General features: G+C 64.3%; 24 protein-coding genes and 1 pseudogene. 16 read left to right on the top strand and 9 right to left on the bottom strand.

From position 1 onward, the window contains the following. Positions 1-24 precede the first annotated feature (24 nt). The 5 genes from P6U27_RS23185 (at position 25) to P6U27_RS23165 (ending at position 6,188) form a co-directional block, all read left to right on the top strand. Entirely contained in the window at positions 25-2,154 is a 2,130-nt protein-coding gene (locus P6U27_RS23185) for an acetate--CoA ligase family protein (protein ID WP_122404070.1), read from the top strand. A gap of 137 nt (positions 2,155-2,291) precedes the next feature. After that, positions 2,292-3,134 carry an IclR family transcriptional regulator gene (locus tag P6U27_RS23180; protein ID WP_122404069.1) on the top strand — a complete coding sequence of 281 codons (843 nt, stop codon included), beginning with the start codon at positions 2,292-2,294 and terminating at the stop codon, positions 3,132-3,134. A gap of 104 nt (positions 3,135-3,238) precedes the next feature. Continuing rightward, complete coding sequence (locus P6U27_RS23175) at positions 3,239-4,207, top strand: tripartite tricarboxylate transporter substrate binding protein (protein ID WP_162500356.1); 969 nt, start codon at positions 3,239-3,241, stop codon at positions 4,205-4,207. Continuing rightward, entirely contained in the window at positions 4,204-4,689 is a 486-nt protein-coding gene (locus P6U27_RS23170) for a tripartite tricarboxylate transporter TctB family protein (protein WP_122404067.1), read from the top strand. The genes P6U27_RS23175 and P6U27_RS23170 overlap by 4 nt, the downstream gene beginning before the upstream one ends. Further along, complete coding sequence (locus tag P6U27_RS23165; protein WP_122404066.1) at positions 4,689-6,188, top strand: tripartite tricarboxylate transporter permease; 1,500 nt, start codon at positions 4,689-4,691, stop codon at positions 6,186-6,188. The genes P6U27_RS23170 and P6U27_RS23165 overlap by 1 nt, the downstream gene beginning before the upstream one ends. 19 nt (positions 6,189-6,207) lie before the next feature. Here P6U27_RS23165 and P6U27_RS23160 read toward each other — a convergent pair whose 3' ends face one another. Both P6U27_RS23160 and P6U27_RS23155 read right to left on the bottom strand, forming a co-directional pair. After that, positions 6,208-6,948: a Crp/Fnr family transcriptional regulator gene (locus tag P6U27_RS23160; protein ID WP_245162605.1), complete on the bottom strand. Its 741-nt coding sequence runs from the start codon at positions 6,946-6,948 to the stop codon at positions 6,208-6,210. 108 nt (positions 6,949-7,056) lie between these two features. After that, positions 7,057-7,305, bottom strand: a complete 249-nt coding sequence (locus tag P6U27_RS23155) for a hypothetical protein (protein WP_145987023.1) — start codon at positions 7,303-7,305, stop codon at positions 7,057-7,059. 90 nt (positions 7,306-7,395) lie between these two features. On the opposite strand from P6U27_RS23155, the gene P6U27_RS23150 reads away from it, so the two are divergent. The 7 genes and pseudogenes from P6U27_RS23150 (at position 7,396) to P6U27_RS23120 (ending at position 14,252) form a co-directional block, all read left to right on the top strand. Further along, positions 7,396-7,620 carry a hypothetical protein gene (locus P6U27_RS23150; RefSeq protein ID WP_407192702.1) on the top strand — a complete coding sequence of 75 codons (225 nt, stop codon included), beginning with the start codon at positions 7,396-7,398 and terminating at the stop codon, positions 7,618-7,620. 144 nt (positions 7,621-7,764) lie between these two features. Beyond that, a complete protein-coding gene (locus P6U27_RS23145) occupies positions 7,765-9,567 on the top strand; it encodes an adenine deaminase C-terminal domain-containing protein (RefSeq protein WP_407192701.1) in 1,803 nt (600 codons plus the stop codon). A 153-nt stretch (positions 9,568-9,720) separates the two neighbouring features. After that, entirely contained in the window at positions 9,721-11,505 is a 1,785-nt protein-coding gene (gene gcl, locus P6U27_RS23140) for a glyoxylate carboligase (protein ID WP_122404062.1), read from the top strand. An 11-nt stretch (positions 11,506-11,516) separates the two neighbouring features. Next, entirely contained in the window at positions 11,517-12,302 is a 786-nt protein-coding gene (hyi, locus tag P6U27_RS23135; protein WP_122404061.1) for a hydroxypyruvate isomerase, read from the top strand. 219 nt (positions 12,303-12,521) lie between these two features. After that, positions 12,522-12,653 (top strand): annotated as a pseudogene (locus P6U27_RS23130) (hydroxypyruvate isomerase); the annotation flags it as partial. A gap of 211 nt (positions 12,654-12,864) precedes the next feature. Next, entirely contained in the window at positions 12,865-13,752 is an 888-nt protein-coding gene (locus P6U27_RS23125; RefSeq protein ID WP_209294327.1) for a 2-hydroxy-3-oxopropionate reductase, read from the top strand. Positions 13,753-13,868: 116 nt separating this feature from the next. Then, a complete protein-coding gene (locus tag P6U27_RS23120) occupies positions 13,869-14,252 on the top strand; it encodes a DUF1236 domain-containing protein (RefSeq protein WP_164936828.1) in 384 nt (127 codons plus the stop codon). 34 nt (positions 14,253-14,286) lie between these two features. On the opposite strand, the gene P6U27_RS23115 is transcribed toward P6U27_RS23120, so the two are convergent. The 3 genes from P6U27_RS23115 to P6U27_RS23105 form a co-directional block, all read right to left on the bottom strand. Continuing rightward, a complete protein-coding gene (locus tag P6U27_RS23115; RefSeq protein WP_122404057.1) occupies positions 14,287-14,664 on the bottom strand; it encodes a VanZ family protein in 378 nt (125 codons plus the stop codon). A gap of 76 nt (positions 14,665-14,740) precedes the next feature. Beyond that, positions 14,741-15,337 carry a thiamine pyrophosphate-dependent enzyme gene (locus tag P6U27_RS23110; RefSeq protein WP_407192700.1) on the bottom strand — a complete coding sequence of 199 codons (597 nt, stop codon included), beginning with the start codon at positions 15,335-15,337 and terminating at the stop codon, positions 14,741-14,743. Between the two features lie 8 nt (positions 15,338-15,345). Continuing rightward, complete coding sequence (locus P6U27_RS23105; protein WP_162500353.1) at positions 15,346-15,897, bottom strand: thiamine pyrophosphate-binding protein; 552 nt, start codon at positions 15,895-15,897, stop codon at positions 15,346-15,348. A 256-nt stretch (positions 15,898-16,153) separates the two neighbouring features. Here P6U27_RS23105 and P6U27_RS23100 point away from each other — a divergent pair, with 256 nt between their 5' ends. The 3 genes from P6U27_RS23100 (at position 16,154) to P6U27_RS23090 (ending at position 18,245) form a co-directional block, all read left to right on the top strand. Next, a complete protein-coding gene (locus P6U27_RS23100) occupies positions 16,154-17,203 on the top strand; it encodes a hydroxyacid dehydrogenase (RefSeq protein ID WP_407192699.1) in 1,050 nt (349 codons plus the stop codon). Between the two features lie 181 nt (positions 17,204-17,384). Continuing rightward, positions 17,385-17,597, top strand: a complete 213-nt coding sequence (locus P6U27_RS23095) for a hypothetical protein (protein ID WP_122404053.1) — start codon at positions 17,385-17,387, stop codon at positions 17,595-17,597. 186 nt (positions 17,598-17,783) lie between these two features. Further along, positions 17,784-18,245 (top strand): low affinity iron permease family protein, encoded by a 462-nt coding sequence (locus P6U27_RS23090; protein WP_407192698.1) that lies wholly within the window; start codon positions 17,784-17,786, stop codon positions 18,243-18,245. Positions 18,246-18,277: 32 nt separating this feature from the next. Here the strand turns inward: P6U27_RS23090 and P6U27_RS23085 are convergent, their stop codons facing one another. The 4 genes from P6U27_RS23085 to P6U27_RS23070 all read right to left on the bottom strand — a co-directional run bounded on the left by P6U27_RS23085 (position 18,278) and on the right by P6U27_RS23070 (position 22,592). Further along, positions 18,278-20,467 (bottom strand): xanthine dehydrogenase family protein molybdopterin-binding subunit, encoded by a 2,190-nt coding sequence (locus P6U27_RS23085; protein ID WP_407192697.1) that lies wholly within the window; start codon positions 20,465-20,467, stop codon positions 18,278-18,280. Positions 20,468-20,474: 7 nt separating this feature from the next. Continuing rightward, positions 20,475-21,491 (bottom strand): xanthine dehydrogenase family protein subunit M, encoded by a 1,017-nt coding sequence (locus P6U27_RS23080; RefSeq protein ID WP_122404051.1) that lies wholly within the window; start codon positions 21,489-21,491, stop codon positions 20,475-20,477. After that, positions 21,488-21,979, bottom strand: a complete 492-nt coding sequence (locus P6U27_RS23075; RefSeq protein WP_129143050.1) for a (2Fe-2S)-binding protein — start codon at positions 21,977-21,979, stop codon at positions 21,488-21,490. Before P6U27_RS23075 ends, P6U27_RS23080 begins: the two co-directional genes overlap by 4 nt. Positions 21,980-22,115: 136 nt before the next feature. Further along, complete coding sequence (locus tag P6U27_RS23070) at positions 22,116-22,592, bottom strand: Lrp/AsnC family transcriptional regulator (RefSeq protein ID WP_162500352.1); 477 nt, start codon at positions 22,590-22,592, stop codon at positions 22,116-22,118. Positions 22,593-22,735: 143 nt separating this feature from the next. Here P6U27_RS23070 and ald point away from each other — a divergent pair, with 143 nt between their 5' ends. After that, on the top strand, positions 22,736-23,851 hold the full coding sequence (ald, locus tag P6U27_RS23065; protein ID WP_209294326.1) for an alanine dehydrogenase: 1,116 nt from the start codon (positions 22,736-22,738) through the stop codon (positions 23,849-23,851). Positions 23,852-24,027: the final 176 nt, after the last annotated feature.

Below are 24,027 nucleotides of genomic sequence, written 5' to 3'. Positions count from 1 at the left end.
AACTGAGGTCAAGGGAGAAGCCACATGTCCAATTCCAAAGATGCCGTCCGCAAGGTGCTTGACCAGGTCAAGGCGGACAACCGCACCAGCCTGACCGCGCCGGAAGGCAAGCTGGTCTGCGACGCCTATGGCATTCCGGTGCCGAAGGAGGGCGTGGCGAAATCGGCGGGCGAAGCCGGCAAAATGGCGGCCGCGATGGGCTTCCCCGTCGTAATGAAGATTGTCTCGCCGGACATTCTCCACAAGACCGAAGCCGGCGGCGTTATCGTCGGCCTCAAGACGGCCGAGGAAGCCGCGAAGGCCTACGAGACCATTCTCGGAAACGCGAAGAAATATAAGGCCGATGCCAAGATCGAGGGCGTCCAGGTGCAGCAGATGCTGGCCGGCGGTACCGAGGTCATCGTCGGTTCGATCACCGACGGTTCGTTCGGCAAGCTGGTGGCTTTCGGCCTTGGCGGCGTGCTGGTCGAAGTCTTGAAAGACATCACGTTCCGCCTCGCGCCTGCCACAAAGGAAGACGCGCTCTCGATGCTCGACGGCATCCAGGCACACGAGATTCTGAAGGGTGTGCGCGGCAGCGAGCCGGTGAACCGCAACGCTCTGGCCGACGTCATCGTCAAGGTCTCGCAGCTCGTCACCGATTTCCCGGAGATCGTCGAGCTCGACCTCAACCCTGTGTTCGCGACGCCGAAGGGCGCGACCGCCGCGGACGTGCGCATCGTCGTCGATTTCGCCTACAAGCCGAAGCCGAAGCCGCGCCCGACTGAGGAGATCGTCGCGGCGATGAACCGCATCATGCAGCCGAAAGCGGTCGCCGTGGTCGGCGCCTCCGCCGAGGACGGCAAGATCGGCAACTCCGTGATGAAGAACCTCATCAACGGCGGCTACAAGGGCGAGATCTATCCGATCCATCCCAAGGCCGCCGAGATCCTCGGCTATAAGGCGTACAAGAGCGTCAAGGACGTGCCGGGCGTGATCGACGTCGCGGTGTTCGCGATTCCCGCGAAGTTTGTGGCGGCAGCTCTCACCGAATGCGGCGAGAAGAAGATTCCGGGCGCAGTCCTGATTCCCTCGGGCTTTGCCGAAGCCGGCGCACCGGAGCTGCAGGCCGAGATCGTGGAGGTCGGCAAGAAGTACGACATCCGCTTGATGGGGCCGAACATCTACGGCTTCTACTACACCCCGGCCAATCTCTGCGCGACCTTCTGCACGGCCTATGACGTCAAGGGCCACGCGGCGCTGTCGTCGCAGTCGGGCGGCATCGGCATGGCCATCATCGGCTTCTCGCGCTCGGCCAAGATGGGCGTCTCGGCGATCGTCGGCCTCGGCAACAAGTCGGACATCGACGAGGACGATCTGCTCGCCTTCTTCGAGCAGGACCCGAACACGAATCTGATCGCGCAGCACTGCGAAGACCTCAAGGACGGCCGCGCCTTCGCGGAAGCCGCCAAGCGCGTCTCCAAGAAGAAGCCGGTCGTCGTGCTCAAGGCCGGCCGCACCTCGGCCGGTGCGAAGGCTGCGTCCTCCCACACCGGCGCGCTCGCCGGTAACGACCGCATCTATGAGGACGTGTTCAAGCAGTCCGGCGTGATCCGTGCGCGCAGCTTGCGCCAGCTGCTCGAATTCGCCCGCGGCGTGCCGGTGTTGCCGACGCCGAAGGGCGAGAACGTGCTCATCATCACCGGTGCCGGCGGCTCGGGCGTGCTGCTGTCGGATTCCTGCGTCGACAACGGCTTGTCGCTGATGTCGATGCCCCCGGACCTCGATGCGGCCTTCCGCAAGTTCATCCCGCCGTTTGGTGCGGCCGGAAATCCTGTGGATATCACCGGCGGCGAGCCGCCGATCACCTACGTCAACACGGTGAAGCTCGGCCTGTCGGACGAGCGCATCCACGCCCTGATCCTCGGCTACTGGCACACCATCGTGACCCCACCGATGGTGTTCGCCCGCAACATGGTCGAGGTGAAGAAGGAGATGGAGGCCAAGGGCTTCGTGAAGCCCATGGTCGCCTCGCTCGCGGGCGACGTCGAGGTCGAGGAAGCCGCCGAATATCTCTACCAGAACGGTATCCCGGCCTACGCCTACTCGACCGAGCTGCCGGTCGAGGTCCTCGGCGCCAAGTACAAGTGGGCGCGCGGGGCAGGGCTGCTCTGAGCGTTGTCTCTCCCGTCGTCCCGGGGCGGCGCGAAGCGTCCAACTATGGTGCGCGCTTGCGCACCTGAGGATCTCGAGATTCCGGGTTCGCGCTCACGCGCGCCCCGGAATGATGCCAGCCAGAGCGGCAGGTCGCGATGAGCAAGAACGTGATCCGGCGCAAATCGCTCGAACCCAGATCGCCGGCGGAGGCTGATCAAGAGGGCCGCGACGGTGGCGTGCAGTCCGTTGATCGCGCGCTGTCGATCATCGAGACGCTGGCCGAGGACGACGAAGGTTATCGCCTCAGCGATCTTGCGATCCGTACCGGCCTGTCGGCTTCCACCGTGCACCGACTGCTCGCAACGCTCGAAAGCCGCCGTTTCGTGCAGTTCGACCGTGGCGAATCGAAATGGCATGTCGGCGTGCGCAGCTTCACAGTTGGCGCCAGCTTTGCGCGGAGGCGTAATTTTTCCGCGCAGGCGATTCCCTACTTGCGCAAGCTGCGCGATCTCACCCGCGAGACCGCCAATCTCGCCGTGGTCGACGATGAGTTCATCATCGTGCTGACCCGCATGGAAAGCCGCGAGATCATGCGCTCGCTGACCAAGGTCGGCGGCCGCGTTCCCATGGTGACCTCCGGCGTCGGCAAAGCGGTGCTCGCAACCTATTCAGACGAGGACGTCGGCGCCGTCATCCGCCATCACGGCATGCCCCGGCTGACCGAGAAGTCGATCGTGCGGCCGAGTGACCTGTTCAAGGAGCTTGAAAAAATCCGCAAGCAGGGCTTTGCCGTCGACGATGAGGAGGCACAGATCGGCCTGCGCTGCGTAGCCGCGGTGGTATACAATGCTTTGGCCGAACCGCTAGCCGCGATTTCCGTATCCGGCATGACCAGCCGCGTCACCGACGAGCGTTTGCCGGAGATTGGCCAGATCGTCCGGGATGTCGCTGCCGAATTGACGGCCGCGCTTGGCGGGGTGATCCCGGCATCCCGCTAGCCAAAACCCTGAGGGGATCTCACTGGACAGCATCGGCCGTTTTGGTTGATATGCGACCAAACGACATAATGCGGCGAAGTCCGCACGAGCCTGGAGATGCCTGCATGTTTCGATTTCCCGTGCGCCTTGTCGGCGCAGCCGTCGCGTTGACCCTGGCGGCAGCCAATCCGGCCTTTGCCCAGCAGCTCGAGCTCAAGCTGATGGCGCCGGCCGCCCCAGGCGGGGGATGGGACCAGACGGCGCGTTCGATGCAGCAGGCGCTGGTGGCCTCCGGCGTCGCCCGCAGCGTGCAGGTCACCAACGTTCCCGGTGCGGGCGGCAGCGTGGGCATCGCGCAGTTCGTCAATGGCGCCAAGGGCGATGGCAACCAGATGATGGTCAACGGCTTCGTCATGGTGGGCGCGCTCGCCATGAACAAGTCGCCGGTGACGCTCGAACAGGTGACGCCGATCGCGCGTCTCACCGAGGAAATCCAGGTGATCGTGGTGCCCGCGAACTCGCCGATCAAGACCGGGCAGGATCTGGCCGCCGCGGTGAAGGCGGATATCGCCAAGGTGACCTTCGCCGGCGGCTCGGCTGGCGGCGTCGACCATGTGATGGCTGCGCTGTTCGCCGGCGCCGTCGGCGCCGACGCGAAGAAGATCAACTACATCCCGTTCTCCGGCGGCGGCGAGTCGCTCGCTGCGATCCTTGGCGGCAAGGTCACCGCAGGCATCTCGGGGCTGAGCGAATATGAAGGGCAGATCAAGTCCGGCAAGCTGCGCGCGATCGGCGTGACATCGGAGAAGCGCATTGCCGGCAGCGACATCCCGACCTTCAAGGAACAGGGCATCGACCTCGTGATCGCCAACTGGCGCTCGGTGGTCGCACCTCCCGGCATCACGCCGGAGCAGCGCAAGACCTTGAGCGATGCGGTCGAGAAGATGGTGAAGTCGGACGCCTGGAAGGAGATCCTCAAGCAGAAGGGCTGGGAGGACGCCTATCTCGGCGGCGACGCCTTCGCCGACTTCCTGAAGAAGGAAACCGTGCGCGTCACCGACGTGCTGAAATCGGTCGGTCTCGTCAAGTCATGACATCAGGCGATTCTGCGCAGCCGCCGCGGCGTGTCGATCGCGCCGGCATCGTTATCGCTGCGTTGCTGGCGGCGCTCGCAGCGGTGCTGGTCTGGGACGCGCGCGGCCTGCAATCCGCCGCGATGTACGGCATGGGGCCGGAGGTGATGCCCGTCGTGGTCGCCAGCGGCCTTGCGCTGCTGGCGGTCGGCAATTTCATCGATGCGCTGCGCGGCAACTTGCCGCCACGTGAGAGCACCGGTCCCGTGCCGGTCTTTCTGATCCTCGTCGGCCTCGCGCTGCTGATTGCGATCATCGGCTTTGGCGGCGGCTTCATCCTGGCGACCTCGGCGCTGTTCGTGACGACGTCCGCTGCCTTCGGTCGCCGCGCGGTCCTCGTCGACAGCGCCATCGCCCTCGTGATGTCGACCCTGATCTATCTCGCCTTTGACCGGCTATTGACGCTGAGCCTGCCTGCGGGCCCGCTGGAGCGATTGCTGTGATGGATACTTTTGCCGCGCTGGCGCATGGCATGGCGGTCGCCGTCCAGCCGATGAACCTGCTTTACGCGCTGATCGGCGTGTTCCTCGGCACGGCCGTGGGCGTGCTGCCCGGCATCGGCCCGGCCCTGACGGTCGCGCTGCTGCTGCCGGTGACCTACAAGCTCGATCCCGGCGGCTCGCTGATCATGTTCGCCGGCATCTACTATGGCGGCATGTATGGCGGCTCGACCACCGCGATCCTCATCAACACGCCCGGAGAAAGCGCATCGATGGCGACCGCGCTCGAAGGCAACAAGATGGCCAAGGCCGGCCGCGGCGGGCCGGCGCTCGCGACCTCTGCGATCGGCTCCTTCGTCGCCGGCACCATCGCCACCATCGGGCTCGCTTTCCTCGCGCCCTGGCTGGTCGACTTCGCGGTGCGCTTCGGCCCCGAGGATTATTTTGCGCTGATGTGCGTCGCCTTCGTCACGGTGTCGGCGACCTTCGGCGATTCCCCGGTCCGCGGCCTGACCAGCCTGTTCGTCGGCCTGACGCTCGGCCTCGTCGGCATCGACAAGCTGACCGGCCAGGCCCGGCTTGCGTTCGGCGTGCCTGAATTGCTCGACGGGGTCGAGGTGACGACGCTCGCGGTCGGCTTGTTCGCGGTGGGCGAGGCGCTCTACGTCGCATCGCGCCGCCACCACACCGAGGAGAAGCTGGAGCCGGTGCGCGGCTCGCTGTGGATGACCAGGGAAGACTGGAAGCGGTCGTGGAAGCCGTGGCTGCGCGGCACCATGTTCGGCTTCCCGATCGGCGCGCTGCCCGCCGGCGGCGCCGAGATCCCGACCTTCCTGTCTTATTCGACCGAGAAGCGTCTCACGAAATATCCGGAAGAGTTCGGCAAGGGCGCGATCGAAGGCGTCGCGGGACCTGAGGCCGCCAACAACGCCTCCGCCGCCGGCACGCTGGTGCCGCTGTTGACGCTGGGACTTCCGACCTCGGCAACCGCCGCGATGATGTTGGCGGGCTTCCAGCAATACGGCCTCAACCCGGGCCCGCTGCTGTTCGCCGAACGGCCTGACCTCGTCTGGGGCCTGATCGCGAGCCTGTTCATCGCCAACATGATGCTGCTGGTGCTCAACTTGCCCCTGGTCGGCCTGTGGGTACGGCTGCTCGCGATCCCGCAGCCTTGGCTCTATGCCGGTATTCTCGTGTTCGCAACCATGGGCACGATCGCGGCCAAGCCGTCGGTCGTCGAATTGTCGATGCTGGCCGGCTTCGGCGTGCTCGGCTTCCTGATGCGCCGGTTCGATTTTCCGATTGCTCCGGTCGTCGTCGGCCTGATCCTCGGCCCGATCGCCGAGAGCCAGCTCCGCCGCGCACTCGCGATCAGCCTCGGCGATCCCATGACGCTGCTGCAGAGCCCGATCTCGGCGACGCTGCTCGGTGTCGCGCTGATCGCGCTGCTGGCGCCGTTCGTGCTCAAGGGGCTGGGGCGGTTCAAGGCGAACGAGGACTAGCTAGGAGCATCGCCCGTTTCTACCGGATCGGCAGATCGAAAGCGCGAGATGGCGCTGTACTCATAGAGAAGATCTTCTCGAGTTCGAGCCGCATGGTGTCGCGGCATTCGCACGCCACCGCAGCGAGCCGCGATGAGTCGATCTCGATTTCGCCCCGCCGCTCAGATCTGATCGCTCCGGAAGCGCGCAGATTGCGCATCAGGAGCGTCACCGTCGTTCGTCGCACACCCAACATCTGCGAAAGCGCGTCCTGCGTGAGAGGCAGGACGTCTTGGTTGATGCGATCGTGAAGTTGAAGCAGCCAGCGTGCCATGCGGGCTTGGACCGGATGCAGTGCATTGCAAGCCCCGCCCAATTGAAACTGTATCAGCACCGCCTTGAAGTGAAGCTGGACTACGTGCCGGATCGCAGGACTCCGGCTGAAAGCAGCATGGAATCGCGCTGCGGGGATCCGCGAGGCCGTCCCCGCGGCACGAACGATGGTCGTAACGGCCGCAGGGGATGGTCCCAGCACGGACAGAGTGCCCACTGCCCCCTCGCGCCCTATTGCGGCGCTGGCGACCGTCTGCCCATTCGCCATATCGACCATCACCGAAACGGCGCCGCTGTGAGGGAAGAGGACGTGTTCGGTATGATCCCCCACTCGCGAGACGACCTCTTCCCGATCGAGAGTGACCGTCTGTAGATCGGGTGTCAAAAGATCGAGATCCGCGGTCGGCAGTGCTGACAGAAGCCGGTTACCAACTCCGCTTACAAGCATCACTGCAGCCCGATGCGGACAATCCGCCCCATCGCATTTCGAGCGGCAAACGGCGACAACCTCAAACTTTGTTTGAACTCACATATGCTTTTCGCCGCGAAATCCAATTCAGATGCGAAAGCTCTTAACCGCAAAAGTGAAACTCCAAGCACATGCGAAGGCGAATTCTGCTGTTTCAATTAGATCCGAGCGCCGCGCGCAGACAATTGCAAAATGGGTATGGGTAACATCATAAGGGTTCCAATTTCGGCGCGTGGCAAACGCCACAATGAGTGATGCGTAAATTGGTGCGATTGCGCCGCAAGCTGGTTCCCGATCTGAACGCGCTGTTTTTAATGGAACGACGATTTTCTGCATTGGTGTTCGCTCATCGTCACGAAACCAATCTCAAGCCCGATCGTTGGCCCAATGCTCCGTCACTTGCGAGAGGAGTGCCAAATGAAGTGAATGATCCTCGCGCTCGCCGCAGTGGCTGCTCTAGCTGCGGGAGCGGTAACAACAGCAAACGCTGTTGAGTTTGGCATCGGTTCCGGCGGCGTCTATGTTGGCCCGGACCGATGCTACCGTGACTACGACGGTGACCAATACTACGGCGGTTGCCGCACCATCGTACAACACCGGGTCAACCGGTTCGGTGAGGATGTTGTGGTTCGCCGCCGCATCTGCGACTGACCGCAGTGGTAGGTTGGGCCCCGATGCCTCGATACGTCGGGGTCCTCTGCCCAATGCGTAAGCACGGGTGCTGTATTATTTGAGTTGCCCTCGCCGCCAACGGCGGCAACCATCGCGGGCTATCATTCCCACGCGAGAGCCCCGATGAACAAGCTCACCCGCTTCTCCGTCGCGCCGCTTCACAGCATGACGCGACGTCTCGCCGATGTCGCATCCGCACGCGCCGCGCCGGATCTCGTCGTCACCGGGGCGCGGGTGCTCTCGACCTATTCGGAGCGGATCCATCCGGCGCGGGAGGTCTGGATCACAGGCGGCCGTATCGCGGCCGTGAAGCCTTCCGGAACAGCACGGAAGGTATGGCGCGACGTCACGACCTACGACGCAGCTGGCGGCATCATCGCGCCGGGCCTGGTCGATCCGCACATCCACATCGAATCCTCGATGGTGACGGCCTGCGCGTATGCCGAGGCCGCGCTGCTCAACGGCACCACAACGATCTTCTGCGACAGCCACGAGATCGGCAATGTCATGGACGTTGCCGGCGTCGAGGCGATGCTGGAGGACGCGCGCGAGGCGCCGCTCTCGATCTTCCTGACGGTGCCGAGCACGGTGCCGGCGACATCGGCCGAGCTGGAGACTGCAGGCGGCGATCTGACGCCGGACAAGATCGCCGGCCTGTTCGACCGCTGGCCAGAAGCGGTCGCGCTCGGCGAGAAGATGGATTTCGTGCCGGTGACCATGGGCGACGATCGCAGTCATGCGATCCTCGCGGCTGCTTTGAAACGGGGACGTCCGGTATCCGGCCACGTCTATGGCCGCGAATTCGTCGCGGCCTATGCGGCATCCGGCATCACCGACACCCACGAGGCAATCGACCGCGACATCGCCGACGATCTGCTCGATGCCGGCGTCTGGGTGTTTTTGCGCGGCGGCCCGCCAACGACGCCCTGGCATTCGCTGCCGCAGGCGATCCGGACCATCACCGAGCTCGGGGCCTCGCACAAGCGCACCGCCGTGTGCACCGATGATCGCGACGCCGACGATCTGCTGCTGTTCGGTGTCGACTGGGTGGTCCGCGAAGCCGTGAAAGCAGGGATGTCGCCGGAGCAGGCCTGGTCGATGGGCTCGCTGCATGGCGCGACGCGCTTCAACATGGAGGGCGAAATCGGCGGCCTCGGCGGCGGCCGTCGCGCCGATCTCGTGCTGATGGACGACCAGCTCAAGCCGCAATGCACGTGGTATGGCGGCGAGCTCGTGGTCGAGCACGGCAAGATCACTGATAGCCTCGATCGGGTGTTGTCGCAGCGCTATCAATATCCGAAGGCGGCTTATGCCACCGTGAAGCTGCCGGAGAAGATGAAGTTGACGCCGGAACTGCCCGCGAAGGCCTGCACCATCAACGCCATCAAGACCGCATTGCCGGGCATCACCTTGATCCACGAGAAGGTGGCGATCGAGCCCGCAAAGGACTGGCCGTCGCTGTTCGCGCGCTACGGCCTCTGTTTCGTCACGGTGGTCGAGCGCCACGGCAAATCGGCCGGCAACGTCGCCTACGGCCTTTTGAAGGATTTCGGCCTGAAGCGCGGCGCGGTCGCCTCCAGTGTCGGGCACGACAGCCACAACATCATCGTCGCCGGCACCAACGAGGGCGATATGCAGGTCGCCATCGCCGCCATCAAGGACCGGCAGGGCGGCGTCTGCGTCGTGGCCGACGGCAGGGTGAGGGCGCTGGTCCCGCTGCCGATCGCAGGCCTGCTCTCGGACAAGCGCGTTACAGAAGTGGCCGAAGAGGTCAAGGCGCTGAAGAAAGAGTGGGCCGAGGCCGGCTGCACCATCCCCTACATGGGCTTCAATTTGATTCCCCTATCGGTCATTCCGGAAATTCGCATCACCGACAAGGGCCTCGTGCTGGTGCCGCAGATGGAACTGGCGCCGCTGTTCGAGTGAAGCGGCTTTCACACATATCTCGATCTAACTGATTGAGACCGCCACGATTTTTCCGTGGCTGCCGCATCGTGGAAAATAAAATCGATCTCGTTGAGATCGGCTTCCGCGCATCTGATGATCTCGCTCGCTGACTTAACCTGAGCGAGGTCCGATATGGCGAAGATGCGAGCTGTCGATGCGGCCGTGCGTATCCTGGAGAAGGAAGGCATCTCGACTGCCTTTGGTGTTCCCGGGGCTGCGATCAATCCGCTCTATTCGGCGCTGAAGAAGCGCGGCTCGATCCGCCACATCCTGGCGCGGCATGTCGAGGGCGCCTCGCACATGGCCGAGGGCTATACAAGGGCAAAGGCTGGCAATATCGGCGTCTGCATAGGAACGTCAGGGCCGGCCGGCACCGACATGATCACCGGGCTCTATTCGGCGATCGCCGATTCCATCCCGATCCTCTGCATCACCGGGCAGGCGCCGCGGGCGCGGCTTTATAAGGAAGACTTCCAGGCCGTCGACATCGAGTCGATCGCAAAACCCGTGACCAAATGGGCGGTGACGGTGCGCGAGCCGGCATTGGTGCCGCGCGTATTCAGCCAGGCGTTTCATGTGATGCGGTCGGGCCGGCCGGGACCGGTGCTGATCGACATGCCGCTCGACGTGCAACTTGCCGAGATCGAGTTCGACGACGAGACCTATGAGCCGCTGCCGGTCTACAAGCCGACCGCGACGCGCAAGCAGGTCGAGAAGGCGCTGGAGATGCTCAACGCCGCCGAGCGGCCGCTGATCGTCGCCGGCGGCGGCATCATCAATGCCAATGCCTCCGAGCTTCTGGTCGAATTCGCCGAGATCGCCAACGTGCCTGTTGTCCCGACGCTGATGGGTTGGGGCGCGATCCCCGACGACCACGTGCTGATGGCCGGCATGGTCGGCCTTCAGACCAGCCACCGCTACGGCAACGCCACGCTGCTGGAATCCGACTTCGTCCTCGGCATCGGCAACCGCTGGGCCAACCGCCACACCGGTTCGGTCGAGACCTACACCAAGGGCCGCAAATTCGTCCACGTGGACATCGAGCCGACCCAGATCGGGCGTGTGTTCAATCCCGATCTCGGCATCGTCTCGGACGCCAAGGCCGCGCTCGAGCTCTTCGTCACCGTCGCCAGGGAGTGGCGGCGGTCAGGCAGGCTCCGCGAGCGCCAGGCGTGGCCTGCGGCCTGCCGCGATCGCAAGAAGACGATGCTGCGCAAGAGCCATTTCGACAACGTCCCGATCAAGCCGCAGCGCGTCTATGAAGAGATGAACAAGGCGTTCGGTCGTGATACCACCTATGTCACCGTGATCGGCCTGTCGCAGATTGCCGGCGCGCAATTTTTGGGCGTCTACAAGCCGCGCAACTGGATCAACGCCGGGCAGGCGGGTCCTCTCGGTTGGACGCTGCCGGCCGCGCTCGGCGTGCGCGCGGCGTGCCCGGATCGCGACATCGTCGCGCTCTCCGGAGACTACGACTTCCAGTTCCTGATCGAGGAGCTCGCGGTCGGCGCGCAGTTCAATCTGCCCTACATCCACGTCGTCGTGAACAATTCCTATCTCGGCCTGATCCGCCAGGCCCAGCGCGGCTTCGATATGGACTACCACGTCCAGCTCTCCTTCGAGAACATCAACGCGCCCGAGATCGGCGTCTACGGCGTCGACCACGTTGCGGTCGCCGAAGGTCTCGGCTGCAAGGCGATCCGCGTGACTGATCCGAAGGACACGCAGGCGGCGTTCGCCACCGCACGTGAACTGATGGCGAAGCACCGTGTGCCCGTGGTGGTCGAGTTCATTCTCGAACGCGTCACCAACATCGCGATGGGCGCGGAGATCGACAACATCGTCGAGTTCGAGGAAGTGCTGGATCTTCCGCTCGACGAAGTCGGCGCCACCCGCGTGTTGCAGCCGGCGGAATAGGGAAGAGCATCATGCCGAAGTTTGCTGCCAACCTCACCATGCTCTTCAACGAGATGCCGTTCCTCGACCGCTTCGCCGCAGCGAAGGCGGCGGGCTTCTCCGGAGTCGAATATCTCTTCCCCTATGATTTCGACAAGGCGCAGCTGCGTGAGCAGCTCGAGGCCCATGGCCTCACGCAGGTGCTGCACAATCTCCCCGCAGGCAACTGGGCAGCGGGCGAACGCGGCATCGCGATCCTGCCCGACCGCAGCGCCGAGTTTCGCGACGGCGTGTTCCGCGCCATCGACTACGCCAAGGCGCTCGATTGCGACCAGCTCAACTGTCTCGTCGGTGTTGCGCCTGTCGACGCTGATCCCCGCGAACTTCAGGAAACGCTGATCGGAAACCTGCGCTTCGCGGCCTCGACGTTGGCGCGCGAGAACATCAAGCTGCTGGTCGAGCCGATCAACACGCTCGACATTCCCGGCTTCTATCTCAATGGCACCGAGCAGGCGGTGCAGCTGATCTCGGAAGTGCGCTCGAACAACCTCTTCATCCAGTACGACATCTACCACATGCAGATCATGGAGGGCGATCTCGCCCGCACCATGCAGGAATATCTGCCCCAGATCGCCCACATCCAGCTCGCCGACAATCCCGGCCGCCATGAGCCCGGCACCGGCGAGATCAACTATCCCTTCCTGTTCCGCCATCTCGACGCGATCGGTTATCGCGGCTGGATCGGCTGCGAATACAAGCCGCGCACAACGACGCTGGAAGGCCTTTCGTGGCACGCGGCGCAGACGTTTGAGACCTGAGGGCCAGATGCGGCCGCGATGACGGTGCGCTCCCTCTCCCGCGTGCGGCCGCGTGCGGGAAAGGGTGTCTCCGCGATGGGATCCTTGCGGAAGAAATCCCAACGTGGAGAGAAGCCTCACCGGCGCTACGCGCCGACCTCTCCCGCAAGCGGGAGAGGTGCACCGAATGCGTCGATGAACTTTGCTACTCCAACTGTGAGAAATCAAACCATGACCAATATCGGCTTCATCGGACTGTTCCGCCATCTCGACGCGATCGGTTATCGCGGCTGGATCGGCTGCGAATACAAGCCGCGCACAACGACGCTGGAAGGCCTTTCGTGGCACGCGGCGCAGACGTTTGAGACCTGAGGGCCAGATGCGGCCGCGATGACGGTGCGCTCCCTCTCCCGCGTGCGGCCGCGTGCGGGAAAGGGTGTCTCCGCGATGGGATCCTTGCGGAAGAAATCCCAACGTGGAGAGAAGCCTCACCCGGCGCTACGCGCCGACCTCTCCCGCAAGCGGGAGAGGTGCACCGAATGCGTCGATGAACTTTGCTACTCCAACTGTGAGAAATCAAACCATGACCAATATCGGCTTCATCGGACTTGGCACCATGGGACGGCCGATGGCCGGCCATCTTCTGGCTGCGGGCCATCGCGTTCTCCTGCATGATCTCGCGCCGATCGCGCCGGAGCTGATTTCCGCCGGCGGCATCGCCTGCAAATCGGCCAAGCAGGTCGCGGAGCGGGCGGATGCCGTCATCATCATGGTGCCGGATACGCCGCATGTCGAAGCAGTGCTGTTCGGCAAGGACGGCGTCGCAAGCGGCATCTCCAAGGGCAAGATCGTGGTCGACATGAGCTCGATCTCCCCGCTGGCGACGAAAGAGTTCGCCAAGAAGATCGAGGCGCTCGGTGCGGACTATCTCGACGCACCTGTCTCGGGCGGAGAGGTCGGGGCGAAAGCTGCGAGCCTCACCATCATGGTCGGTGGGCCGGAGCGGGCCTTTGGCACCATGAAGCCGATCTTCGACAAGATGGGCAAGAACGTCACGCATGTCGGTGCCAATGGCGACGGTCAGACGACGAAAGTCGCCAACCAGATCATCGTCGCGCTGACGATCGAGGCGGTGAGCGAAGCGCTTCTGTTCGCATCCAAGGCTGGTGCGAACCCCGCGCTGGTGCGCAAGGCGCTGATGGGCGGCTTCGCCTCGTCGCGGATTCTCGAAGTTCATGGCGAGCGCATGGTGAAGCGCAATTTCGATCCGGGATTTCGCATCGAGCTGCACCAGAAGGATCTCAACCTTGCGCTCGAAGGCGCGCGGACGCTCGGCCTCTCGCTGCCGAGCACCGCAGTGGCGCAGCAATTGTTCTCGTCCTGCACCGCCCATGGCGGCAAGGCCTGGGATCATTCGGCGATGGTGCGCGCGTTGGAACTGATGGCAGGGTACGAGATCGCTGCGGTCTGATCTGTTACCGGGTAACACTCTCCAGATGCGTGCTGCATCTTTGTCGCAGGGGAACCGGAACAATGCTCCGGCCCCGCGGGTTGAACATGCATAGCAATCACTGGAGGCGTAAGGACATGAAAACCCGTCTGGCGATTACGTTGGCTGCTGCGTCGCTGCTGGCGTCGAGCGCAGCCTTTGCTCAATCGACCACCGCCCAAGGCGCTGCAGAAGGCGCGCGTGCGGGCGGCGACATCGGCGGCCCGGTCGGCGCGATGGTCGGCGGCACCGTCGGCGCGGCCGTTGGCGCAGGTTTGGAAATTCCGAATGCAATTCTGGGCGGCATTCCGCGCGATGATTCCGTGGTGATCCGCGAGCGCGTCGTGGTCGGCGAGCCGTTGCCGCCCACGGTGGTGCTGCGCCCGGTGCCGAACTACACCCAGTATCGCTACGCGGTCGTGAACGACCGCCGCGTGATCGTCGAACCGCGCACGCGCCGCGTCGTCAGGATCATCGACTGATCTGCGACGCTGACAATATCGGCCCTGCGGAGTGTCACTCCGCGGGGCCTTCGCTCGTCAGGACCGAATCGGCCCGAAGCCGGGCGACGGCCCAATCTGCGGCGGCCGCGAGCACGAAGCCGAGGCAAGCGGTGAGCGCGTCGACCAGAAAATCCTCGAGCCGCGCGTGGCGGCCGGGTGCCCAAAGTTGCATCAGTTCGAGCACGCCGATCAGGACCACTGCAGCCGCTGCGGTCAGCAGGCGCCGCCGCCGGTAGGCAAGGCCGAAGGCCAGCCCCACCAGGATGAAGGCGAGCGCATGTTCGCCGTCCTGACCGAGGTCGGAATGGGGCCGCAGGCCCGGTGGACCAAGGGTTGCGAATGTGACGGCGGCCGCGAGCAGCCAGGCAAAGGAACGAACCAAAAGGGGCATCCGGCTCGCTTAGCACAGATTTGCAAGGCGCCGAATAGTCCCGCCATCAGATCGACATGTAGTTGATGACAAAATGTTAAAGTGGTTCGCGCACGCCGAGACCATGCATGAAGCGTTCCCGGATCTGCACGGGGTCGCGGCGGGTGGTACCCACGCCCGGCTTATCGTCGATTCTGACGGCGATCAGGTTGGGCTCGGAGGCAGCCATCGCATCGTCGACCAGCCGCTCGAAATCCTCCTCGTCTGCGGCCCAGGCGCTGTTGGTGAGACCGGAGCCAACGGCGATTGCGACGATGTCAGCGACATTCGCGGCGGGCGTCGGCTGCGCGCCGGTGATTTGGTAGATGCCGTTATCCATCACGATCATCGTGAGATTTTTCGGCTTCAGGGCTGCGATCGTCAACAGTGCACCGAGCTGCATCAGCAGTGAGCCGTCGCCTTCGAGCGCGAAGACGCGGCGGTCGGGTTGCGCCAGCGCCACGCCGAGCCCGATCGGGAAGGCGAGGCCCATGCTGCCAAGCATGTAGAAATTCTGTGGGCGGTGGCCGGCGGCCCAGAGATCGAAATTGGTGTTGCCGATGCCGCCGATCACGGCCTCTTCGTGCTGGAGCTTCGCGATCAGGCGCGAAGTCACATCGAAGCGGTTCATTATCTTGGTGTTGCGTGCGCTCATGGCCGGCCTCACTTGTCGAAGACCTTGCCGCCCGTGAGCAGCGGGTTGAGGATCAGCGCCACCGGCGCCTGCGTCGTGACGGCCTGCTTGATCGAGCGGTCGGCAATGAATTCGAGCTCGTCGAGCCGGGTGACGGTGTGGTGCTCCAGCGCCAGCGAGTCCAGCACCGGGCGCATGGTGCGGCAGACCAGCGACTGGCCGTAGTTGAACTCGCCGAGCGTCCCGCGCTCGGACACGAACATGATCAGCGGGATCTGGTAGGGCACTGCGAGGGAAGCGAGCACGTTGGCGAGCGTGGCGAAGCCGGAGGTCTGCATCAGCACCGCGCCGCGCCGTCCGCCCATCCACGCGCCTGAGACGATGCCGACCGCTTCCTCTTCGCGGGCGGTGGCAAAGGTGGTGAAGAAGGGATCGGCGTGCAGGTTCTTGATCAGCGGCGTCAGCACGCGGTCGGGCACGTAGGGGATGAGGCTGACCGCGTTCCGCTTCAGGGTTTGCAGGACGATGCCGTGCCAGCTTCTGTCGCTGGTCCCCTCCGTCTGTTGCTCCGCAATCGCCATTGCGTTCTCCCTAGGGCCGCGCATGCTTCTTGGTCGTGACCATTGTTCTGGTCGTCGCGGCGGTGAGCCGAACTTGACGCGGGCAGCGGGATTGTCAACATGTCCGAGCCAGCACCGTGATCTGCGCCAGAAGGCCTGCCGGGGAGGGCGTCGCCATGTCATAAGTGCGGCAACGAAGGAACGGGAGGAAGCACCGGACGGAGCGCGTCGCGCCGACCTGCCAAGCTCCCCCCGCGAGCGAGCCGGAAGGGGCCTGATGTCCGTCAACAACAAGCGCGTGTTCTACGTCAAATACCTGGCCAATCCGATCTATATCGACATCCTGAAGGCGCGGCCCGACGTCCGGCTCGATCGGATCGAGAACGAAAGCCCTGAAGATTTCTATGCGCCCATCCTGAGCGCGGCCCATGTCTATCAGATCGGCGCGGCGCGCGATGAGCTGGCGCCGCATTTCCACGTCGATGCCGCCTTCCTGAAGCGGATGCCGAATTTGCTGCTGGTCTCCAGCAATGGCGCGGGCTTCGACCCCGTCGACGTCGAGGCCTGCACGGAGGCGGGCGTCGTCGTCGTCAATCAGTCCGGCGGCAACGCCCATTCGGTCGCCGAGCATGCGCTGGCGATGATGCTGACGCTGTCCAAGCGCATCATCCAGTCGGATCGCCGTCTGCGCCGCGAACGCGACGTCAACCGCAACGAGCTCGTCGGCAACGAAGTCGAGGGCAAGACCGTCGGCATCATCGGCCTCGGTAATGTCGGCCGCCGCATCGCCGCGCTGTGCAAGGGCCTGCTCGGCATGAAGGTGCTGGCCTATGATCCATATTTGTCGGCCGAAGTGATGGCCGAGCGGGGCGGGGAGAAGGTCGAGCTCGACGAGCTGCTGCGCCGAGCCGATTTCGTCTCGATCTCCTGCCCGCTGAACAAGAGCAGCCGCAACATGATCAGCGTGCGCGAATTTGCGCTGATGCAGCCGCATGCCTATTTCATCACCACGGCACGTGGCTTCATCCACGACGAGGACGCTTTGCTGAAGGCGCTGCGCGACAAGCGCATCGCGGGAGCCGGCCTCGACGTCTGGTCCAAGGAGCCGCCGCCGCCGGAGCATCCGCTGCTCCAGTTCGATAACGTGCTGGCGAGCCCGCACACGGCCGGCGTCACCATCGAAGCGCGCCAGAACATGGGCCGCATCGCCGCCGAACAGGTGCTGGACGTGCTCGACGGCAAGCGCCCGCCGCGCATCATCAATCCCGAAGTCTGGCCGCGCTATGCGGAACGCTTCAAGCAGGCTTTTGGCGTGACGCCGGGATAGGGAAATGCGAGGAATCGAACCCGGGATCCCGAGATTCCGGGTTCGGCCCTGCGAGCCGCCCCGAAATGACGGCGCGAAGAAAACCGCATCCTGACCTTGATCCGCGTCAAAATCTCTTTCCCCAGACCAGCCTAAATGGGATTAGAGTGCCGCCGGGGCTGACGGGGGTGTAGGAGGTCCCATGTCAACTTATGTCGTCAGGTTCATGAAGGACGTGCTCGGCGACTATGGCCGACAGATCGAGGTGTGTCAGGGCACGCTCGAGATCGACGCCTCCGATGAGGACGAAGCCAGAGAGCGGGCCAAGGCGAAATTTTGCAAGGACCAGGCCTTGCATCACTGGTCCCTGCATGCCGACCGCATCCAGGTGAGACCGGCCGATTTCCCGTCGTGAAGGCCCAGCGGACGGGCACCCAGCGACCGCTGTGCCTTGACGTGTCGAACCAGCAGCCGTGGCGCTGGCGACACCGCATGATAGGCCGGCCAGGCCCGCAGTTCGCCACGCCAAGCATACCCACCCCGATTGCTTCAGCCGCGGAGGCGTTTGAAACCTCTGCCGGGGGGACGTGTTCTACTCTCGATGGCGTCCGACACGATGGAGCCGATGGCCTCGCGGCAATTCACCGCCTCCATCACCAGGATCGTCGGCGCATCGGGCGACGGTGCGAATTTGGTTCAGCGACGAAAAGAGCACTGGTTTTCCAGGTTTGCGTCCGAAATTGCAACGCGGAGCGGCCGCCCCTGGCCGTTTGCATTGGCGGTCTGCACCGTGGCAGCGTGGCTCGTTAGCGGACCAATCTTCGGCTTCTCCGACACATGGCAGCTGATCATGAATACGGTCAGCAGCATCGTCACATTCCTGATGGTGTTCCTGATACAGAACACGCAGAACAGTGCTGCACTCCAGTTGAAACTCGATGAGCTCATTCGGGCCACCGCGCCGCGGAAAGATCTCGTCGGGATCGAGGAGATGCCGCAGTCGGAACTCGAATCCAAGCGACGCGAGTTGGAGAACGGGACGGACACATCGTCAGATGCGTAGAGCGCCGGCCTGTTGTTTCGTTTAGCCCTGATTCAGTCAATCAGCTTGTCCAGCGTGATCGGGAAGCGCCGGATGCGCTTGCCGGTGGCGTGATAGACGGCGTTCGCAATCGCCGCAGGCACGCCGACGATACCGATCTCACCGAGACCCTTGACGCCCAGCCTGTTGATCCGTTCGTCGGGCTCATCGACGAAGATGACGTCTATGTCGTGAACGTCGGCATTCACGGGAATGTGGTACTCGGCAATGTTCGCGTTCATGATGCGGCCGAAGCGGTGATCCATCACCGTCTCCTCGTGCAGCGCCATTCCGATGCCCCAGACAACGCCGCCCATGATCTGGCTGCGGCCGGTCTTGGTGTTCAGGATGCGTCCGGCCGCGACCGCGCTCACGACCCGCGTGACGCGGATCACGCCGAGCTCCTCGTCGACCTTCACCTCGGCGAACACGGCCGAATGCGTGTTGTGGGCGTACGATTTGTCTTCTACGAACTGGTTGAGCTTCTGTTTTTCGATCCGCTCGACCTTGCTGTGGCGCATGACATCCGCAATCGAGACGGCGGCTCCGTTGCTGGCGATCATGCCGTCGACCAACGTGACATTGACGGGGTCAGCGAGCGGCGAGCCCGGCATCGCCTTGGCGAGCCGTGCCAGCTCCTGGCGAATGTCTTCGGCCGCTCCCAGCACCGCGTGCGCGCTGGACGCCGCCATCCAGGAGCCGCCCTCGACAGGGGCTTGCGGCAAGGTCGAATCGGCGAGCCGGACGCTGATGTTGTCGATCGGCAGCCCGAGGGCATCGGCCGCTACCTGTGCCACGATGGTGTAGGTACCGGTGCCAATGTCGGATGCGGCGCAGGAGACCTCGGCATGGCCGTTGGCCGTCAGCACGATGCGGGCGGCGACGGGCATCTGCAGCGCCTCCCACACCCCTGTCGCCATGCCCCAGCCGACCAGCTCCTTGCCGTCGCGCATGGAGCGCGGCGCGGGGTTCCGCCGCCCCCAGCCGAAGGCTTCGGCGCCGCGGGCGTAGCATTCGCGCAACCGCTTGCTAGTGTAGGGCAGGTCTTCGCTTTGGTCGCGATCCGAGTAGCACTTCAGCCGCAGCTCGATCGGGTCGAGCTTGAGCGCGACGGCCAATTCGTCCATGGCGCATTCGAGCGCGCAGACGCCCGATGCCGCGCCCGGCGCGCGCATGTCACAGGGGGTGGCGACGTCGAGGTGGACGAGCTTGTGGGAGAGACGGCTGTTGGGGCTCTTGTAGAGCTGCTCCGCCCAGCCGGTATCGTTGCGCGAGAAATCCTCAAAGCGCGAGGTGACCGCAATGGCCTCGTGGCTGACGGCATCGAGCGTGCCATCGGGCTTTGCGCCGAGCGCAACGTGCTCGATGGTCATCGGACGGTAGCCCAAGCTGTACATCTGCTGCCGTGTCAGGACGACGCGGACAGACCGCTTCAGCGCGAGCGCGCCAAGCGTTGCCAAGACCACCTGGTGCTGCGGCCGCAGGCCTGAGCCGAAGGCGCCTCCGACATAGGGCGAGAGCACGCGGATGTCGTCCGGCTTCTTGCCGAAAACGCTGCAGAGAAACTTCTGGACGTTCTGGACACCCTGCGTCTTGTCATAGACGGTAATGCCGCCGTTGCCGTCCCAGACGGCCGTCGTCGCATACAGCTCCATCGGGTTGTGATGCTCGCTCGGAATGACATAGTCCGCCTCGAGACGGACGGCCGCCCGCGTCAGCGCTGCTGGCGCGTCACCGCGCGGCTTGTGCGGCTGATCCACTTTGGCAGCCTTGCCGCGCTCGGATTCGAGATCGGTCGCAAACGCCTCCTGCTCGTATTCAACGCGGACGAGGGTTGCGGCGAACTTGGCGGTTTCCCAGTCCTCGGCCACGACCAGCGCGATCGGCTGGCCGTTGAACTTGATCCTGTCATCATAGAGCGGCCGGAACGGCGAGCCCTTCTCCGGCGCCACCTCGTCCTTCCAGGCGTCGTCCTTGTCGGCGAGGGGCGGACGATGCGCGTGGGTGAGCACGTCGACCACGCCCTTCACCTTCAGCGCCTCGCTGGTGTCGAGGCGGGCGATGCGCCCGCGCGGAATGGTGGCCGCGACGACGAAACCATGGAGGAGGTGGTCTGCCGCGAATTCGCCGGCATATTTGGCTGCCCCCGTGACTTTGGCCCGGCCGTCGACGCGTGACGTTGGTGTTCCGACATAGGCGTTCATCGAGCCCTCATGCGATCTTCTTGTGAGCTTGCGATTGCGGCGTGGCGCTTGCGGCCTGCATCAGCGTACGCACAACGGCGCGGCGCGCGAGCTCGATCTTGAAGCCGTTCTGCGAACGAGCGGTTGCCCCCTGCAGCAGCAGGTCGGCGGCGCGCCCAAAATGATCCGGCGTTGCCGCCTGGCCGTGCAAAGCCGCTTCGGCCTCGAGGCTTCGCCAGGGCTTGTGGGCCACGCCGCCAAGCGCCAGGCGGGCTTCGCTGATTGCGTTGCCCTCCAGTTCGAGCGCGGCCGCGACCGAGACCAAGGCAAAGGCGTAGGACAGTCGGTCGCGGATCTTCAGATAGCTGTAGTTCCGGGCGAAGCCGCGTGGCGGCAGCTCGATTGCGGTGATGATCTCGCCGCTACCGAGATTTGTATCGAGATGGGGCTTGTCGTCCGGCAGCCGATGGAAATCGGTCAGCGCGATGGTGCGCTGACCGGTGGCGCCTGCGATGTGCACGAGCGCGCCGAGCGCGGCCAGCGCCACGCTCATGTCGGACGGGTTGGTCGCGATGCAGGACTTGCTGGTGCCGAGGATTGCGTGGTTGCGGTTGAGGCCATCGAGAGCCGAGCAGCCGGTCCCTGGGCTTCGTTTGTTGCAAGGCGTCGCCGTGTCATAGAAGTAGGCGCAGCGCGTGCGCTGCATCAGATTGCCGCCGACTGAGGCCATGTTGCGCAGTTGCGCGGAGGCGCCGGCCAGGATGGCGCTGGCGAGCAGGGGATAGCGCTTTTCGATCAGCGGGTGGTAGGCGAGATCCGAATTCGGCACCAAGGCGCCGATGCGCAGGCCGCCGTCCGCGGTGTCCTCGACGTCGCGGAGCGGCAGGCGGGAGATGTCGATCAGCCGGGAGGGTCGTTCGACATTCTCCTTCATCAGGTCGATCAGGTTGGTGCCGCCGGCAATCAGCTTTGCGCCTGGATCGGCGGCGAGCAGGCGGATGGCGTCGGGCACGTCGCTTGCGCGGGAATATTGGACGTTGTTCATGACCGGCCCATTGCCTGCTCGATCGCAGCCACGATGTTGGGGTAGGCGCCGCAGCGGCAGAGATTTCCGCTCATCAGCTCCCGGATCTCGTCGGCATCCCGCGCACGACCTTCGGCCAACAGGCCCGCGGCAGAGCAAATCTGTCCGGGCGTGCAATAGCCGCATTGAAAGGCATCATGCTCGATAAAGGCCTGTTGCAGGGGATGCAGTGTGCCGTCACTGGCCAAGCCTTCGATCGTCGTGATCGCAGCGCCATCCTTCATCACGGCGAGCGTCAGGCAGGAATTGACGCGTCTTCCGTCGACCAGGACGGTGCAGGCGCCGCATTGGCCGTGATCGCAGCCCTTCTTGGTGCCGGTCAACTCCAGACGGTCACGCAGGGCATCCAGCAGCGTGGTCCACGGCGCGACCTCCAGTGTGCGCCTTGCGCCATTGACGACAAGGTTGATCGGAATGCGTTCGGGGATCTGATCCGTGATATCGGCCATGTCCTGTTTCCCTGTGGAGAGGCCGAACTGGGCAAGGATGCTGACGCGAGGATGCGTTGCCGCCGCTGGCCAATAGCGCCCAACGGATGACAGGATGCTTAGTTCCCGGCCGGTTCTCGCGATGGTTGGGATGAGATCAGCGCTTTTCGCCGAACACCACGGTCGGCACCGCGCGGTTGACGATCTCGCGCAGCGCGAAGCTCGATTGCACCCGCGCGACGCGGGGCAGGCGGGACAGCTCGGTGCGGTGGATGCGCTCGAAATCCTGGATGTCGCGGGCGAGCACGATCAAGATGTAGTCGTCGGTCCCCGACATTAGGAAGCAGCGCACGACGGACGGACACTTCACCACCTCCGCCTCGAACGCCTTCAGTGCCTCGTCGCTCTGGCTCTCCAGCGCAATGCGAACCAGCACGGTGGTGGTGAGACCAAACTGGGCGAGGTCGAGCGCTGCCTGGTAGGCCTGGATGTAGCCTTCGTCCTCCAGCGCCTTCTGCCGCCGCGCTAGCGCCGTGCTCGACAGGCCGACCTTGTTGGCAAGCTCGGTGTGGCTGGCTCGCGCATTGGTCGTGAGCTCCGCGAGGATGGCAAGGTCTTTCCGGTCGAGGGCCAAAGTTTCGTTTCCAGCGTCAAAAGACGTTTCCGCGCCGGAAACCGGCACGGGCGCCGCCAAGGTAGCGGATATTTGCACGGAACCAAACCGGCCCTCTCGCTACGATCAACAATAGAATCAAAGGATTGGCGAGGGAGATCAAGATGCGCGTTGGAGTCCCGAAGGAGATCAAGGTGCAGGAATATCGCGTCGGGCTCACCCCAGGCGCGGTCCGTGAATATGTCGCCGCCGGACACCAGGTGACGGTCGAGAGCGGCGCCGGCAGCGGCATCGGCGCGTCCGACGAGGTCTACCGGCGGGCAGGGGCCTCCATTGCCGAGACCGCCCGCGAGATCTTTGCCAAATCCGACATGATCGTGAAGGTGAAAGAACCGCAGAAGAGCGAATGGGCTCAGCTCCGCGAAAACCAGATCCTGTTCACCTATCTTCATCTTGCGCCGGATCCGGATCAAGCTAAGGGCCTGCTCGCTTCCGGTTGTACCGCGATTGCATATGAAACCGTCACCGACGCGGCCGGCCACCTCCCGCTGCTCGCGCCGATGAGCGAAGTCGCCGGCCGCCTCGCCATCGAGGCCGCCGGCGCCGCGCTCAGGCGTTCGGCCGGAGGCCGCGGTGTGCTGCTTGGAGGCGTGCCCGGCGTGCAGCCGGCACGCGTCGTCGTGCTCGGCGGGGGCGTGGTCGGTAAGCAGGCTGCGCGCATGGCCGCGGGCCTCGGTGCCGAAGTCACCGTGATCGACCGCTCGATTCCGCGCCTGCGCGAACTGGACGATCTCTTTGCCGGACGCATGCGCACCCGTTTCTCAACCATCGAGTCGGTCGAGGAAGAGGTGTTCGCCGCCGACGTGGTGATCGGTGCCGTGCTGGTGCCCGGCGCCAGTGCGCCGAAGCTCGTCACGCGCGCCATGCTGAAATCGATGCGGCCGGGGGCCGTTCTGGTCGACGTCGCGATCGACCAAGGCGGCTGCTTCGAGACCTCGCATCCGACCACGCATACCGATCCGACCTACGAGGTCGATTGTGTCGTGCACTATTGCGTCGCCAACATGCCCGGCGCCGTGCCGGTGACCTCGAGCCAGGCCCTGAACAACGCGACGCTGCCGTTCGGCCTGATGCTCGCAAACAAGGGATTTGCCGCAGTGTTGGAGAACCCGCATTTGCGAAACGGCCTCAACGTGCACCGCGGGCGGATCACCAACAAGGCGGTGGCGGAGAGTCTGGGACTGAACTTTGCGCCGGTGGGGAGTGGGTTGGCGGCGTAAGGACACGGCCTGCGCTCGCTTGCGAAGCGGTGCTGGCGTTGCCGCTCCAGTTCAATCCGCCTTCGTCGACGAGAAGGCGAACGAAGCGATCCGGCCGCGTTATCTGGCCCTATAGCTCCGGCCGCCGGTGTCTTGGTAAGCCAAAAGAAGAAAACTATTGTTCCGAGGTCATCCGG

Source organism: Bradyrhizobium sp. STM 3566 (assembly GCF_045571445.1).
Classification (GTDB): Bacteria; Pseudomonadota; Alphaproteobacteria; order Rhizobiales; family Xanthobacteraceae; genus Bradyrhizobium; species Bradyrhizobium vignae.
The sequence above is the reverse complement of the archived record's forward strand: the minus strand, read 5'-3'. Positions and strand labels throughout refer to the sequence as shown.